Genomic DNA, 13650 nt, shown 5'->3' on the forward strand with positions numbered 1-13650 from the left:
ATGGCCGAGAAATCTGAACGCCAAACTGAAGTTGAAGCAAGCAATGTTCCATTGACTACTGAAGGTCCGGAAGCAACTGTAGAAGAAGCGAAAAAACAGCTAATTGAAGCAGGTAAAAAAACCGGAGAACTCAACTACGAACAAATTGCTGACAAATTAGCGGTTTTCGAAATGGAATCCGATGCAGTTGAAGAGTTTATCGATCAATTAGAAGGGCACGGCATCGAATTGGAACGTAAATCCGACGATGAAGAGCATTTAGACCGTCTCATGAAACCGACCGAAGATAAATTTGATTTAAATGATTTAAGTGTTCCACCAGGCGTTAAAATTAATGATCCTGTCCGTATGTACTTGAAAGAAATTGGACGCGTGGATTTATTAAAAGCAGAAGAAGAAGTGCGTTTGGCAAAATTGATCGAACAAGGCGATGAAGAAGCGAAAAAACGCCTTGCTGAAGCCAATTTGCGTTTAGTAGTAAGTATTGCAAAACGTTATGTTGGTCGTGGTATGTTGTTCTTGGATCTAATCCAAGAAGGAAACATGGGCTTGATCAAAGCTGTTGAGAAATTTGACTACTCTAAAGGATTTAAATTTAGTACGTATGCAACTTGGTGGATTCGTCAAGCAATCACTCGTGCCATCGCTGACCAAGCACGTACTATCCGTATTCCAGTTCATATGGTCGAAACGATCAACAAACTGATCCGCGTACAGCGTCAACTTTTACAAGATCTTGGCCGTGATCCTTCTCCGGAAGAAATTGGTGAAGAAATGGATTTACTTCCAGAAAAAGTTCGTGAAATCTTGAAAATTGCTCAAGAGCCTGTATCACTTGAAACGCCAATCGGTGAAGAAGATGATTCGCACTTAGGTGACTTTATCGAAGATTCAGATGCGCAATCGCCTTCTGATCACGCTGCTTATGAATTATTGAAAGAACAATTAGAAGATGTGTTAGATACATTAACTGACCGTGAAGAAAACGTATTGCGTTTACGTTTTGGGTTAGATGATGGTCGTACACGGACATTAGAAGAAGTAGGCAAAGTGTTTGGCGTAACACGTGAACGTATTCGTCAAATCGAAGCGAAAGCATTACGTAAACTGCGTCATCCATCTCGCAGCAAGCGCTTAAAAGATTTTCTTGAATAATAAAACATGCAAAAGCCGCATCTGGTTTTACACAGATGCGGCTCTTTTTTATGGAATGATCAAAAGGAATTCGAGTTAAAGCTTGAATTCGTCTTAATTTTCCCTATATAATGAATGTTGTAAGCGTATTCATGACAAAGGGGATGTAAAACAAATGAATTTTGATTTGACACAAGAACAACAAATGATCAAAAAAACCATCAAAGAATTTTCTGATAAGGTGGTGGCACCTGGTGCCATCGATCGTGACCGTTCAAAAGCATTTCCAATAGAAATTTTCAAACAGCTATCTGACATGGGGATGATGGGTTTGCCGTTTGATGAAAAATACGGTGGATCGGGAGCGGATACAACTAGTTTTGCTATTGTGACAGAAGAATTGAGCCGCGTTTGTGCTTCTACAGGAATTACTTATTCTGCGCATATTTCACTTGGCGGAGCACCGCTAAACTTATTTGGAACAGAAGAACAAAAAGAAAAATACTTAACACCAATTTGTACAGGCGAATCATTTGGCGCTTTTGGTTTAACAGAACCAAATGCAGGATCCGACGCAGGAGGTACAGAAACTCGTGCAATCGAAGATGGTGACAATTGGGTGATCAACGGTTCGAAAGTATATATTACAAATGCTAGTCATGCGAAGCATTTAGCCATTACAGCAATTACTGGGATGGAAGATGGCAAAAAAGAAATAAGTGCGATTATTGTACCGACCGATGCAGAAGGCTTCACCATCATTGATAATTATGAAAAAATGGGGTTGCATTCTTCCAACACAACAGAGTTAGTGTTAGAAAACGTCCGTGTCCCGAAAGAGAACTTGTTAGGCAAGCGTGGAGATGGCTTTAAGCAATTTTTAGTAACATTAGATGGCGGTCGTATTGGTATTGCTGCGATGGCTGTAGGGATTGCACAAGGAGCGTTTAATAAAGCCCTTGCTTACTCTAAAGAACGTAAACAATTTGGCAAAACTTTATCTGAGTTCCAAGTAACGCAATTTAAGCTTGCCGATATGGCCATGAAAATAGAGTTGGCTCGTAATATGGTATACAAAGCAGCTTGGTTAAAAGATCAAGGCCGACCGTTTACAAAAGAAGCTTCAATGGCGAAGTTATATGCTTCTGAAATTTCGATGGAAGTAGCCAATGAAGCGATTCAAATTCATGGTGGCTATGGTTACATGAAAGAATACGAAGTTGAACGATATATGCGTGATGCGAAATTACTGGAAATCGGTGAAGGTACATCTGAAATTCAACGCATGGTTATCGCGCGCCAAATCGGCTGCTATTAAAAACAACGTAAGCCCTGCAAATCGCAGGGCTTACGTTGTTTAAAAATGATATGTCGATAATAAAACAAACGAAAACGAATTAAAATCGTATCAAATGAAATTAAATTACTGTTTTTGTCACAAAGAAGGAAAAGTTATCTGTTAGGACTTTTCGTTTTAATGATAATACAGTACAATAATGAATGATACGAATAATATCATCAAGCAGAACTTAGTAGAGGGAGGGGTAACGGATGCAAAAAAATGCAATTGTACCTTATATCTTAATCATGGCGTTCGGTATTGGGTTAATTTTCTTCTTATCAGTACAAGGAGTTAGTAACGAAGCTGAAATCGCTGAAGAGCATGCAACAGAAGAAGAAGGTGGCGGAGAAGCTGCAGAAGGCGAAGGCGAAGCTTCAGGAGATTTCGATCCAGAAGCAACTGCTCAAGCAAACTGTATTTCTTGTCACGGTTCAAGCTATGAAGGCGGAGTAGGTCCTTCATTAGTAGCTACAGAACTTCCACAAGAAGACATCGAAGATATCGTGGTTAACGGTAAAGGCGGCATGCCAGGCGGACTTGTTGATGAAGCAAACGCAGCGGCAATGGCTGAGTGGGTTTTATCACTCGAATAGTATCTAAAAATACCCTTAGTTCTTCTTGAACTAAGGGTTTTTCTGTTAAATTAGGAGGATCCGAATGAATGCTCAACAATTATCACATCGGCTAACAAGAGTTGCCCAACATGTACCAAAAGGTGCAGTCGTAGCGGACATCGGCAGTGATCATGCTTATTTGCCATGTTATTTGGTACTAAACGGCGTAGTTGAAAAAGCCATTGCCGGAGAAGTCGTAAAAGGCCCATTTGAATCGGCACAAAAACAAGTTCAGCAAGAACAGCTGACGGAAAAAATTGAGGTCCGATTAGCCAGTGGATTCGATGCAATCTCACCTGAAGACGGCATTACAGCTGTTACAATTGCAGGTATGGGCGGTCCTTTAATATGCTCAATATTAAAACATGGTAGTGAAAAATTAGCGGGCGTAGAAAGATTGATCTTGCAGCCAAATGTTCACGCCAAAGCAATTCGTGACTGGGCCGTTTCAAATGACTGGGATATAGTAGAAGAAGAAATTTTGAAAGAAAACGAAAAAATTTATGAAATAGTAGTGCTTGAAAAAGCGCAGTCTCCTGTTTCGTGGTCTGCTCAACAATTATTAATGGGGCCAGAGTTACTGAAACATAAAACAGCTATTTTCCAAGAAAAATGGATGCGTGAAAGCGCACAATGGAAAAATATTGTGGCATCAATGGAAGCGACTGCACAAACCATCGAAATTGTTGCAAAAAAACAAGAACTCGTTAAAAAAATACAATTAGTAGAAGAGGTGTTGCAACGTGAAAATTCCTAATGGACATCAGATCATTGAGGAATTCGAAAAATGGTCACCAAAATATTTAGCCATGGAAGGCGATCCAATCGGCTTGCACGTAGGAACATTAAACAAAAAAATCGAACGTGTTTTAGTAACCTTGGATGTCAATGAAGAAGTTGTTGACGAAGCAATTGCGAAAGGTGCAGGGTTAATAATTGCTCATCACCCACCCATTTTTCGTCCTTTGAAAAACTTACAGACGGATTTTCCGCAAGGTCGCTTAATGGAAAAACTCATTAAATCAGATATCGCAGTTTATGCAGCTCACACAAACTTAGATGTTGCAGTAGGAGGAGTTAATGATTTATTGGCCGCAGCACTTGGCTTGCAAAACACCAAAGTATTAGTTCCAACTTATGAAGCCGAATTAGTGAAAATTGCAGTGTTTGTTCCAGAAACTCATGAAGAAGCAGTTCGCGAAGCATTAGCAAAAGCTGGAGCTGGGGCAATTGGGGAATATGAGTCTTGCAGCTATACGTTGTCTGGTACAGGTCGTTTCCGTCCGACAAACGGAGCTAATCCTTACATTGGAGAAGCTGGTAAAATGGAAGTGACTGCAGAGTCGAAAGTAGAAGTAGTCGTTCGCAAAAATGAAAAAGACCGTGTGATTAAAGCGATGATTTCTGCGCATCCTTATGAAGAAGTGGCTTATGATGTCTTTACGTTAGAAAACAAAGAAATCGCAATGGGACTTGGACGTGTAGGTACGCTTAATACACCAATGACGTTAGCCGAATTTGCCGAGTGGACAAAACAACAATTAGATGTTCCTGCTCTTCGCGTTGTAGGCGCGCCTGACACGGTGATCAAAAAAGTAGCCGTTCTCGGTGGCGATGGCAATAAATATATTCAACAAGCAAAACGTTCAGGGGCAGATGTATACGTAACAGGTGATTTGTATTTCCATGTAGCGCAAGACGCACAAGACATTGGATTAAATGTTGTTGATCCGGGTCATCATGTTGAAAAAGTAATGATCAAGGGTGTCATGGAACATATGTCTAAACAGCAACCAACTTGGCAATGCGAATTTTTACCATCCGAAACGAATACAGAACCTTTCCGGTTTATGTGAGAAGAAGCTAAGGCTTCTTCTCTTTTTTATTGGCAATCGGCTTACTCATTATGATGTTAGTAAATTTATTTGGTTCTTATCGAATAGTAAGTTGGATAAAAAGGGGAATGCAAATCTTTTTTTTATCGTAATTATTTTTTCCAAATAAATGAAACGATTCTCAGCCATTTTCGTATATGAAGAAAGAGGATTTATTGAATAAAAACAAAAGGGGGAGTTTGTTTTGAAACAATTCTTGTATTATTTCATTTGGACGTTAGTCATCGGATTAATCTTGTACTTAGGAATGCATCTTCAGTCACAGGTAGCTGAGATATCTCAAATGACATTTAATCTTTTTCCAATTCAAGTGTACATTGCTTTATTTCCAGTAGTGATAGGTTTACTGATTCGTACGCCGAAACTTATGCTTCAAAAGGCAGATGGGGGATCTTGGACTTACGATTGGATCAAATTTGCTGCAATTGGATTGCCTTCGCTTTATCTTGTTTTGATGACATTCATCCCGTTTTCACCTATAGCAGAAGGTTGGTTACCTATTCCAAATATACTTCTTTTTGGTGGAACGACTGTCCCTACAGTGGCCGGATTGGTTTTCGGGTACACCGTATTAGCGAGCGTTAAATTTTGTGGTAATTCAAAAGCTGAAGTACTAGAAACTAAAAATCCAATATAAGACAGTGATTTTTTTAAAGTACGTCCTTCCAACAGATAGTACTTAAATACGTAGCTGCAATAAACCTATAGTATTTGCAGTAGCTAATATCATAAGTATATGAAATGAACTTATCTAGTCTTTTGAAAGAAGGGTGAATATGGAGAAGAAAAAGACTGGGGCTTCTTACATTTATATGGTGATTGCAGGAGTGGGAATATTCTTGTTGGCATTTGGTCTTCTAGAATATATATTGTTCGTAGGAAACGTGAATACACCAGGTTTCTTTTTAACTTTTATTGGCTTTATAATACTTGTTCATTACATTTATTATCTAGAAAAAAAGAATGGAATGAGTAACAAGGTAATTTGGATAAAATCAGGAATGCTGATCTTATCGTTACTTACGATTGGTTACTTGTTTTACTGAGAGTCAATTCATGTAGAAAGAGGCTAATAAAGGGAGCTGCTAAATGGAAATATTTATTGCTGCATTATGCTGTATCTGGGTAACGTTTCTTTTATATTTAGTCATTGAAAAAAAGGTGACTAAACGAGATAAACTATTGCTATACTTTAGTATCGCGAGCCTTCTTTTTGTCATAAGTATGTCATCACCTTACTAAATAATCTGTAGAATAAAAAAAGCTGTCGCAAAAAGTTAGAACCTAACTTTTGCGACAGCTTTTAATTATTCACCTACTGGATAAGGCTCAATGCGATCCGATGGTTTCGGATGCTTGATTTTCGGTAAAATTTTATTAAGTGGTACAGAACGAGTTAACTGATGAGTGCTTGAGTCTGCTGGGTCGTAAAGATCCAAGAATTTCATCACTTCTTTAACGATAGGTGTTGGCGTAGATGCACCTGCTGTAATACCTACAGTTTCAACGCCTTCTAACCATTCTAGCTTTAGCTCAGACAAATCAGAAATACGATATGCAGGAGTTCCGGCGATGTCTTGAGACACTTGTGCCAAACGGTTTGAGTTATTGCTCATAGGGTCTCCAATAACTAACAATAAATCAGTGTCGCCTGCTTGTTGTGCGACCGCTTCTTGACGCACTTGCGTAGCTAAGCAAATTTCTTTATGAACTTCAGAGTGTGGGAATTTTTCTTTTAAGCGCTCCATCATTGCTACAACGTCCCATTGGCTCATGGTTGTTTGGTTTGTCACAATGATTTTTTCAGAATCAAGTTGTAATTGGTTAACGTCTTCGACACTTTCCACTAAGTGAACCATGTCAGGTGCGACACCAATTGCGCCCTCAGGTTCAGGGTGCCCACTTTTTCCGATATAGACGATTTGGTAACCATCTGCAGTTTTCTCGCGGATCAAGTCATGAGTTACGGTAACGTCAGGACATGTGGCATCAATCGATACTAAGCCTTTACGTCTCGCTAGCTCGCGAACTTGTGGAGAAACACCGTGCGCAGTAAAGATAACTGTACCACTTTCTACTTTTTCCAAAATTTCAAGACGGTTTGGGCCATCCAATGTAATAATACCGTCTTCTTCAAAAGCATCTGTTACGTGTTTATTATGGACAATCATTCCTAGTATATAAATGGGGCGTGGTAAACTTTCGTCCATTGCAGCATTTTTGGCGATAACCATCGCATCGACCACTCCGTAACAATATCCTCTTGGCGATATTTTCATAACTTTCATCAAGTACCGCGCTCCTTTCAATTTCACAATCATATATTCATTATAACGGAGACGGCACAGCTTTACAAAAGTTGCATCGCGTAAAGTGGTGATTTTATGCTATAATATCTAGAGCGTAAGGAGGGAATTTAATCCCATGACAAAATTTAACGAATACCCATTCAAACCGTTTCTATTAGAAGCGGTAGAAAAACTTGGTTTTACGGAACCGACACAGATTCAAAAGGAAATGATGCCCCATATATTGAAAGGCACAAGTGCAATTGGACAATCCCACACAGGGACTGGAAAAACGCATAGTTTCATTATTCCAATTGTAGAACGTATCGACGTCAGCAAACAGGAAGTGCAGGCGGTAATTTCAGCACCGACACGTGAACTTGGAACGCAGATCTTCAATGAGTTGCAAAAACTAGTTGTTGGATCGGGCATTGAAGTAAAATCGTTTATCGGTGGTACGGACAAGCAACGTTCGATTAACAAATTAAAAACACAGCCCCATATCGTAGTCGGAACTCCTGGTCGGTTAAGAGACTTGGTGAAAGAAAACGCATTGTTGGTTCACACAGGTAAAATTCTTGTAGTGGATGAAGCTGACTTAGCTTTCGATCTTGGTTTTATCGAAGAAATTGACCAAGTAGCTGGGAAAATGAAAGACGATCTAGAAATGTATGTCTTTTCAGCGACAATTCCTGAAAAACTAAAACCATTCTTGAAAAAATACATGGAATCACCAGTTCATGTGAAAATTGGCGACAAACGTCCAACTGCAGATGGTTTAGACTTTTACTTAGTGCCAGTTCGTAGTAAAAAGAAAATGGATCGCTTGCAGGACGTGATGAAAGCGATCAATCCTTATTTAGCCATTATTTTCGTTAACACGCGTACAAATGCGGATTATGTCGCGGACCAACTAGCGAAAGAAGGCATTCGTGTTGGACGTGTCCACGGCGATTTAGCACCACGTGAACGCGTTAAAATGATGCGTCAAATTCGTGACTTGGAATATCAATACATCGTAGCAACAGATCTTGCAGCTCGTGGAATTGATATTCAAGGCATCAGCCATGTTATCAACTACGAATTACCTGAAGACCTGGAATTCTTCATTCACCGTGTAGGCCGCACAGCTCGCGCTGGAATGAAAGGATTAGCGATTACGTTATTCAAACCAGAAGAAGAAGATGCAATTGTCCGTATTGAGAAAATGGGCATTCCTTTCCAACAAAAAGATATTGTTAAAGGCGAATTTGTCGACTTGAAAGAGCGTCATAGCCGGACAACTCGTACAAGAAAAGTGAACGAAGCAGACGCGAAAGCGAAAACAATGGTTCACAAACCGAAAAAAGTAAGACCAATGTACAAGAAGAAGATGAAGTGGAAAATGGACGAAATTAAGAAAATGGAACGACGCAAAAATCGTAAAAAATAAGGAGATAGGTCAATGTTATTAGGATCTCACGTATCAATGAGCGGCAAAAAGATGCTGCTTGCAGCAAGCGAAGAAGCCGCTTCTTACGGAGCGTCGACTTTCATGATCTATACCGGCGCACCTCAAAACACGCGCCGAAAACCGATTGAAGACTTAAATATCGATGCTGGGCTTGCTCATATGGCAGCCAATAATTTAACAAATATTGTGGTCCATGCACCGTATATTATCAACTTAGGAAATACGCAAAAGCCTGAAACTTTTCAGCACGGTGTTGAATTTCTACAAAAAGAAATTGAACGCACTGCAGCACTTGGTGCAAAACAAATTGTTTTACATCCGGGTGCACATGTAGGAGCCGGTGCTGATGCAGGGATAGCTAAGATTATTGAAGGATTAAATGAAGTTTTAACGCAAGATTATCCTGTTAATATTGCGCTTGAAACGATGGCTGGAAAAGGTACAGAATGTGGACGTAGTTTTGAGGAAATCGCCGCAATTATTAATGGTGTGACTCATAATGAACGTTTGTCTGTATGTTTTGACACTTGTCATACACATGATGCGGGTTACAACATCAAAGAAGATTTTAATGGAGTACTCGAAGAGTTTGACCGTATTGTTGGGATTGATCGTCTTCAAGTACTACACATTAATGACAGTAAAAATGTTCGTGGAGCGGCTAAAGACCGCCACGAAAATATTGGCTTTGGTGAAATTGGCTTTGATGCCTTAAACGGCATTGTTCATCATCCGGACTTAATGCATGTACCAAAAATTCTCGAAACCCCATATGTGGGAGCAGATGCTAAAAATAAAAAACCGCCATATGCATTTGAAATTGAAATGTTTAAAGCGGGTGTCTTTTCACCGGGAGTTATCGAAGAATTAAAATCTTCTTTATAAATAGAAGCAGTTATCGCTGAAGACAGTCCCATAATTGGGACTGTCTTCAGCTTTTTTGATTTTTATAAAACTCTTATTTCAATAGAATTGAGAAAAAACTGATTACAAGCGATTCAAGCAAAATCTATTTACATTAGTGCTGAACTAAACTATACTTTTCTAATGTAAATCGTAATCATTATTAATTAGAAAAGAGGCGAAACAATGGTTGCGCCATTAATCGACATTCAAGATATCAGTTTTGAATATGAAGAAACCAAAGCGTTAGATCATATTTCCATGAAAGTGGAAGAAGGCGATTTTTTAGCAATATTAGGTCCGAACGGATCAGGGAAATCAACTTTATTAAAAATCATGTTAGGGCTTATCAAACCAAGCAAAGGGAAAATAGAACTTTTTGGAGTAGACTCGAAAAGTTTTAAAAACCGTGAATGGATTGGTTATGTATCTCAAAAATCAAATTCATTTAACTCAGGCTTTCCGGCGACTGTTAAAGAAGTGGTTGCAGGAGGCTTAGTAAAGAAAACAGGTTTGTTTCATCGGATGCCTAAAAAAACGTATGAACAAGTAGTTGAAGCATTAGAAGCGGTCAGTATGGAAGCATTTATTGATAGAAGCATCAGTGAACTTTCTGGTGGTCAGCAGCAACGTATTTTCATTGCGCGAGCATTGATTGCAAAACCAAAAGTGTTAATACTGGATGAACCAACGGTTGGAATTGACCATGAAAATGTTCAAGCATTTTATGACATGTTGGCCAGATTAAATCAGGATAAAAACATTACAATGGTGCTCGTTACACATGATGTGGATACGGTAACAGATCGAATCACTCATGTTGCGTGTTTAAATCAAACAATCCATTTCCACGGCTATAAAGAACAGCTTCACACGATGAGTGACGAAAAGCGCGAAGCGTGGTATGGCCATTCTGTCCGAAAAATTCACCATATCGGAGGAAGCCACACATGATAGAAGCTATTTTTTCTTATGAATTTTTACAAAATGCCTTTGCGGCAGGGTTAATCATTGGAGTTATTGCACCGTTACTTGGGGTGTTTATCGTTGTACGCAGATTGTCATTAATCGCTGATGCGTTAAGCCATGTTACGTTAGCGGGCATCGCAGGAAGTTTGTACTTGAGTCAAAGTGTAGCTTCTTTAGCTCTTTTAAATCCATTGTTTCTTGGGATTGCAGCTTCAGTAGGTGGCTCAATGTTAATCGAACGTTTAAGAAGCTTGTATAAGCATTATCAAGAATTAGCGATACCAATTATATTATCTGCAGGTATTGGGTTTGGTGCTATTTTTATTTCTTTAGCTGAAGGCTTTTCTAGTGACTTGTTTGGTTATTTATTCGGCTCGGTTTCAGCAGTAAGCAGAGAAGACTTGTTTATTGTTATGGGTGTGGCAATAGTCGTTCTTGTTTTTGTGTTTATCTTCTTTAAAGAATTATTCGTTTTATCATTTGACGACGAATATGCAAGAGCTTCTGGCTTGCCAGCTAAATGGATTCACTTTATGTTTATGATCGTAACAGCACTCGTGATTGCAGGATCAATGCGAATTGTTGGTATATTGCTTGTATCATCGCTTATGACCATTCCGGTTGCAACAGCGATGCGTGTCACAAAAAGTTTCAAACAAACGATTTTCTTATCGATTGCTTTTGGTGAAATTTCCGTTATTACCGGATTAGTATCTGCTTTTTACTTAGACTTGGCTCCGGGTGGAACAATTGTTGTGACATCAATTTTCCTATTATTACTAGTCCTTGCGTATAAAAAAATAATGGTTTCGCGTAAAAAAGGAGCGATTGCATGAATTTAACAACTGCATGGAAAATTCTAAAAGACAAAGGTTTCAAGGAAACATCGAAACGCAATCAAATTTTAGAGCTGTTTGCGAACGATGAACGTTATTTGACTGCGAGAGATTTGTTGGATGTTATGCAAAAAGACTATCCAAGCATGAGCTACGACACAGTGTATCGGAACTTAGCAACATTTGTATCGCTCGGCATATTAGAAGAAACCGAATTATCGGGTGAACGTCATTTTCGTATGCAATGCGAAAGCGATCATCACCATCATCATTTTATTTGCATGGATTGTGGCAAAATAAAAGAAATTCCGATTTGTCCGATGGATATGTTAGGTACAGCTTTACCCGCATACGAAATTGCCAATCACAAATTTGAAATATACGGGAAATGTCCCGAATGCAAATAAAAGCGAGAGTGGGGAAGTCCACTCTCGCTTTTTTCGTTATTTGCGGTTTAACGTTTCTTGCAGACTGAATTCGCTTTTAACCCATTGTTCTGCTTCAAGCCAGTCATAAACGCGTACGACATTCGATGGAACAGCCTCGCGGTTATAAGGTGTATCAAAAAGAATGACGGGTATATCCAACTCTTCAGCTATTTCTACAGCATTGTCGTGTTTGTCTTCGAAAAACAAATCCACATTATGACGTTTTGCTGTTTCGATTTTTTTATGAGAACCGATCAATTCAATGTGATCATATGCAATGGCATGTTCTTCAAACCAATTCAACGTAATGTCACGAACATTGTCGCCTCGAGCAGAAATATAATACAGTTCGTATTGGTCTTTCCAGTTGTTTAAAATTTGTTTGGCATGCTCAGAAACAGGAGAAGCCGCATAAATGCGCGGCTCGGAATCCCGGAACCAAGAATAAAATTCACCTTGTGTCAAATGGGGTAAAGCTGCGGTCAAATCATATTCTTTAATATCATCCAAAGTTAATTGACTGTTAAATTGTTCATTTATATGAGGAATCAGTGACGTTGGCGAAGTCACTGTTCCATCAATATCTATTCCAAAACGGTATTTCATCTATTCACAACCTTATACTTGTTGTTCTAATTCTTTTTTCTCTGCTGCTTGCTTCGCAAAATATTCTTCAGCTAACTTGTCGATTTCAACTTTCAATTCTTCGACCATTGTTGCTTCAGGGACTTTACGAACTGTTTTGCCTTTCATAAACAGCAATCCTTCGCCGCGAGCACCCGCAATACCGATATCGGCTTCGCGCGCTTCACCTGGACCGTTAACTGCACAGCCTAGAACAGCTACTTTTAATGGTGCTTTAATGTGCGAGATGTATTCTTCCACTTCGTTGGCAATTGTAATCAAATCAATTTCAATACGTCCGCATGTAGGGCATGAAATAAGTGTTGCTGCGTTTGAAGAAAGGCCGAAAATTTTCAGCATTTCACGCGCTACTTTTACTTCTTCAACTGGGTCTGCACTCAGCGATACACGAAGTGTGTTACCAATTCCTTTTGCGAACAAAGCGCCAAGCCCAGCTGCACTTTTCACTGTTCCTGAGAACAACGTTCCGGATTCAGTAATACCTAAGTGAAGTGGGTAGTCAAAAGCTTTTGAAGCTAGTTCATATGCTTCAACCGCTAAGCTTACATCTGAAGCTTTTAATGAAACAATAATATCGTGGAAATCCAAGTCTTCTAAAATTTTAATGTGGTGAAGCGCACTTTCGACCATACCTTCAGCCGTTGGGTAGCCGTATTTCTCTAGAATTTTACGTTCTAGTGATCCTGCGTTAACCCCGATGCGAATTGGAATGCCTTTTGCTTTAGCGGCATTTACAACAGCTTCAACTTTTTCGCGACGTCCAATATTCCCTGGGTTGATGCGGATTTTATCAGCGCCTTGTTCAATCGCAATTAAAGCTAATTTATAGTCAAAATGAATATCTACTACTAAAGGAATGTTAATGCGTGCTTTAATTGCGCCGATTGCATAAGCTGCACGTTCGTCAGGACATGCCACGCGAACAATTTGGCATCCCGCTTCTTCTAAGCGCAAAATTTCAGCGACCGTCGCTTCAACGTCGTGTGTTTTAGTAGTAGCCATACTTTGTATAAATAATTCATTACTGCCGCCAATCGTCAAATCTCCGACTTTTACGGGGCGTGTGTTTGAACGGTGTGTCATTTCGCTCATGAAAAAATCTCTCCTTTTTAGTGGTGGCCTGTTTTACCGGCTCACATATCT

Annotated in this window: 15 protein-coding genes; 12 read left to right on the forward strand and 3 right to left on the reverse strand. The window is 39.4% G+C overall.

What is annotated here, in order from left to right; all coding sequences use genetic code 11:
* From rpoD to MLE13_RS05270, 7 genes are all read left to right on the forward strand, one after another.
* Window positions 1-1155 (forward strand): RNA polymerase sigma factor RpoD, encoded by a 1155-nt coding sequence (gene rpoD / locus MLE13_RS05240; RefSeq protein WP_038703694.1) that lies wholly within the window; start codon window positions 1-3, stop codon window positions 1153-1155.
* 154 nt (window positions 1156-1309) lie between these two features.
* On the forward strand, window positions 1310-2452 hold the full coding sequence (locus MLE13_RS05245) for an acyl-CoA dehydrogenase (RefSeq protein ID WP_240748386.1): 1143 nt from the start codon (window positions 1310-1312) through the stop codon (window positions 2450-2452).
* A gap of 233 nt (window positions 2453-2685) precedes the next feature.
* The gene (cccA, locus tag MLE13_RS05250; protein ID WP_240748387.1) at window positions 2686-3069 is read left to right on the forward strand and encodes a cytochrome c550; all 384 of its coding nucleotides are present in this window, start codon (window positions 2686-2688) and stop codon (window positions 3067-3069) included.
* A 64-nt stretch (window positions 3070-3133) separates the two neighbouring features.
* Window positions 3134-3847, forward strand: coding sequence for a tRNA (adenine(22)-N(1))-methyltransferase (locus MLE13_RS05255; protein WP_240748388.1), 714 nt, complete (start codon window positions 3134-3136; stop codon window positions 3845-3847).
* Window positions 3834-4946, forward strand: a complete 1113-nt coding sequence (locus MLE13_RS05260; RefSeq protein WP_240748389.1) for a Nif3-like dinuclear metal center hexameric protein — start codon at window positions 3834-3836, stop codon at window positions 4944-4946. The genes MLE13_RS05255 and MLE13_RS05260 overlap by 14 nt, the downstream gene beginning before the upstream one ends.
* A 223-nt stretch (window positions 4947-5169) precedes the next feature.
* Window positions 5170-5622, forward strand: coding sequence for a hypothetical protein (locus MLE13_RS05265; RefSeq protein WP_240748390.1), 453 nt, complete (start codon window positions 5170-5172; stop codon window positions 5620-5622).
* Between the two features lie 139 nt (window positions 5623-5761).
* Window positions 5762-6031 (forward strand): hypothetical protein, encoded by a 270-nt coding sequence (locus tag MLE13_RS05270; protein ID WP_240748391.1) that lies wholly within the window; start codon window positions 5762-5764, stop codon window positions 6029-6031.
* 261 nt (window positions 6032-6292) lie between these two features.
* Here MLE13_RS05270 and MLE13_RS05275 read toward each other — a convergent pair whose 3' ends face one another.
* Window positions 6293-7273, reverse strand: coding sequence for a 4-hydroxy-3-methylbut-2-enyl diphosphate reductase (locus MLE13_RS05275; protein ID WP_240748392.1), 981 nt, complete (start codon window positions 7271-7273; stop codon window positions 6293-6295).
* Window positions 7274-7409: 136 nt separating this feature from the next.
* Here MLE13_RS05275 and MLE13_RS05280 point away from each other — a divergent pair, with 136 nt between their 5' ends.
* The 5 genes from MLE13_RS05280 to MLE13_RS05300 all read left to right on the forward strand — a co-directional run bounded on the left by MLE13_RS05280 (window position 7410) and on the right by MLE13_RS05300 (window position 11841).
* The gene (locus MLE13_RS05280) at window positions 7410-8705 is read left to right on the forward strand and encodes a DEAD/DEAH box helicase (RefSeq protein WP_240748393.1); all 1296 of its coding nucleotides are present in this window, start codon (window positions 7410-7412) and stop codon (window positions 8703-8705) included.
* A 12-nt stretch (window positions 8706-8717) separates the two neighbouring features.
* Window positions 8718-9611: a deoxyribonuclease IV gene (locus MLE13_RS05285; protein ID WP_240748394.1), complete on the forward strand. Its 894-nt coding sequence runs from the start codon at window positions 8718-8720 to the stop codon at window positions 9609-9611.
* 204 nt (window positions 9612-9815) lie between these two features.
* Window positions 9816-10583: a metal ABC transporter ATP-binding protein gene (locus tag MLE13_RS05290; protein ID WP_240748395.1), complete on the forward strand. Its 768-nt coding sequence runs from the start codon at window positions 9816-9818 to the stop codon at window positions 10581-10583.
* Entirely contained in the window at window positions 10580-11434 is an 855-nt protein-coding gene (locus MLE13_RS05295) for a metal ABC transporter permease (protein ID WP_240748396.1), read from the forward strand. The genes MLE13_RS05290 and MLE13_RS05295 overlap by 4 nt, the downstream gene beginning before the upstream one ends.
* Window positions 11431-11841, forward strand: a complete 411-nt coding sequence (locus MLE13_RS05300; RefSeq protein ID WP_240748397.1) for a Fur family transcriptional regulator — start codon at window positions 11431-11433, stop codon at window positions 11839-11841. Before MLE13_RS05295 ends, MLE13_RS05300 begins: the two co-directional genes overlap by 4 nt.
* Window positions 11842-11877: 36 nt before the next feature.
* On the opposite strand, the gene MLE13_RS05305 is transcribed toward MLE13_RS05300, so the two are convergent.
* Window positions 11878-12468: a hypothetical protein gene (locus tag MLE13_RS05305; protein WP_240748398.1), complete on the reverse strand. Its 591-nt coding sequence runs from the start codon at window positions 12466-12468 to the stop codon at window positions 11878-11880.
* A 12-nt stretch (window positions 12469-12480) separates the two neighbouring features.
* Window positions 12481-13599, reverse strand: coding sequence for a flavodoxin-dependent (E)-4-hydroxy-3-methylbut-2-enyl-diphosphate synthase (gene ispG / locus MLE13_RS05310; protein ID WP_276323839.1), 1119 nt, complete (start codon window positions 13597-13599; stop codon window positions 12481-12483).
* Between the last annotated feature and the right edge of the window lie 51 nt (window positions 13600-13650).

Origin of the sequence: Planococcus halocryophilus, assembly GCF_022489025.1 — a bacterium.
Taxonomy (GTDB): domain Bacteria; phylum Bacillota; class Bacilli; order Bacillales_A; family Planococcaceae; genus Planococcus; species Planococcus halocryophilus_A.

Coding starts and splice junctions, on each gene's coding strand:
- rpoD (WP_038703694.1), top strand. CDS start 1: ATGGCCGAGAAATCTGAACGCCAAACTGAAGTTGAAGCAAGCAATGTT.
- MLE13_RS05245 (WP_240748386.1), top strand. CDS start 1,310: ATGAATTTTGATTTGACACAAGAACAACAAATGATCAAAAAAACCATC.
- cccA (WP_240748387.1), top strand. CDS start 2,686: ATGCAAAAAAATGCAATTGTACCTTATATCTTAATCATGGCGTTCGGT.
- MLE13_RS05255 (WP_240748388.1), top strand. CDS start 3,134: ATGAATGCTCAACAATTATCACATCGGCTAACAAGAGTTGCCCAACAT.
- MLE13_RS05270 (WP_240748391.1), top strand. CDS start 5,762: ATGGAGAAGAAAAAGACTGGGGCTTCTTACATTTATATGGTGATTGCA.
- MLE13_RS05275 (WP_240748392.1), bottom strand. CDS start 7,273: ATGAAAGTTATGAAAATATCGCCAAGAGGATATTGTTACGGAGTGGTC.
- MLE13_RS05280 (WP_240748393.1), top strand. CDS start 7,410: ATGACAAAATTTAACGAATACCCATTCAAACCGTTTCTATTAGAAGCG.
- MLE13_RS05285 (WP_240748394.1), top strand. CDS start 8,718: ATGTTATTAGGATCTCACGTATCAATGAGCGGCAAAAAGATGCTGCTT.
- MLE13_RS05290 (WP_240748395.1), top strand. CDS start 9,816: ATGGTTGCGCCATTAATCGACATTCAAGATATCAGTTTTGAATATGAA.
- MLE13_RS05295 (WP_240748396.1), top strand. CDS start 10,580: ATGATAGAAGCTATTTTTTCTTATGAATTTTTACAAAATGCCTTTGCG.
- MLE13_RS05300 (WP_240748397.1), top strand. CDS start 11,431: ATGAATTTAACAACTGCATGGAAAATTCTAAAAGACAAAGGTTTCAAG.
- MLE13_RS05305 (WP_240748398.1), bottom strand. CDS start 12,468: ATGAAATACCGTTTTGGAATAGATATTGATGGAACAGTGACTTCGCCA.
- ispG (WP_276323839.1), bottom strand. CDS start 13,599: ATGAGCGAAATGACACACCGTTCAAACACACGCCCCGTAAAAGTCGGA.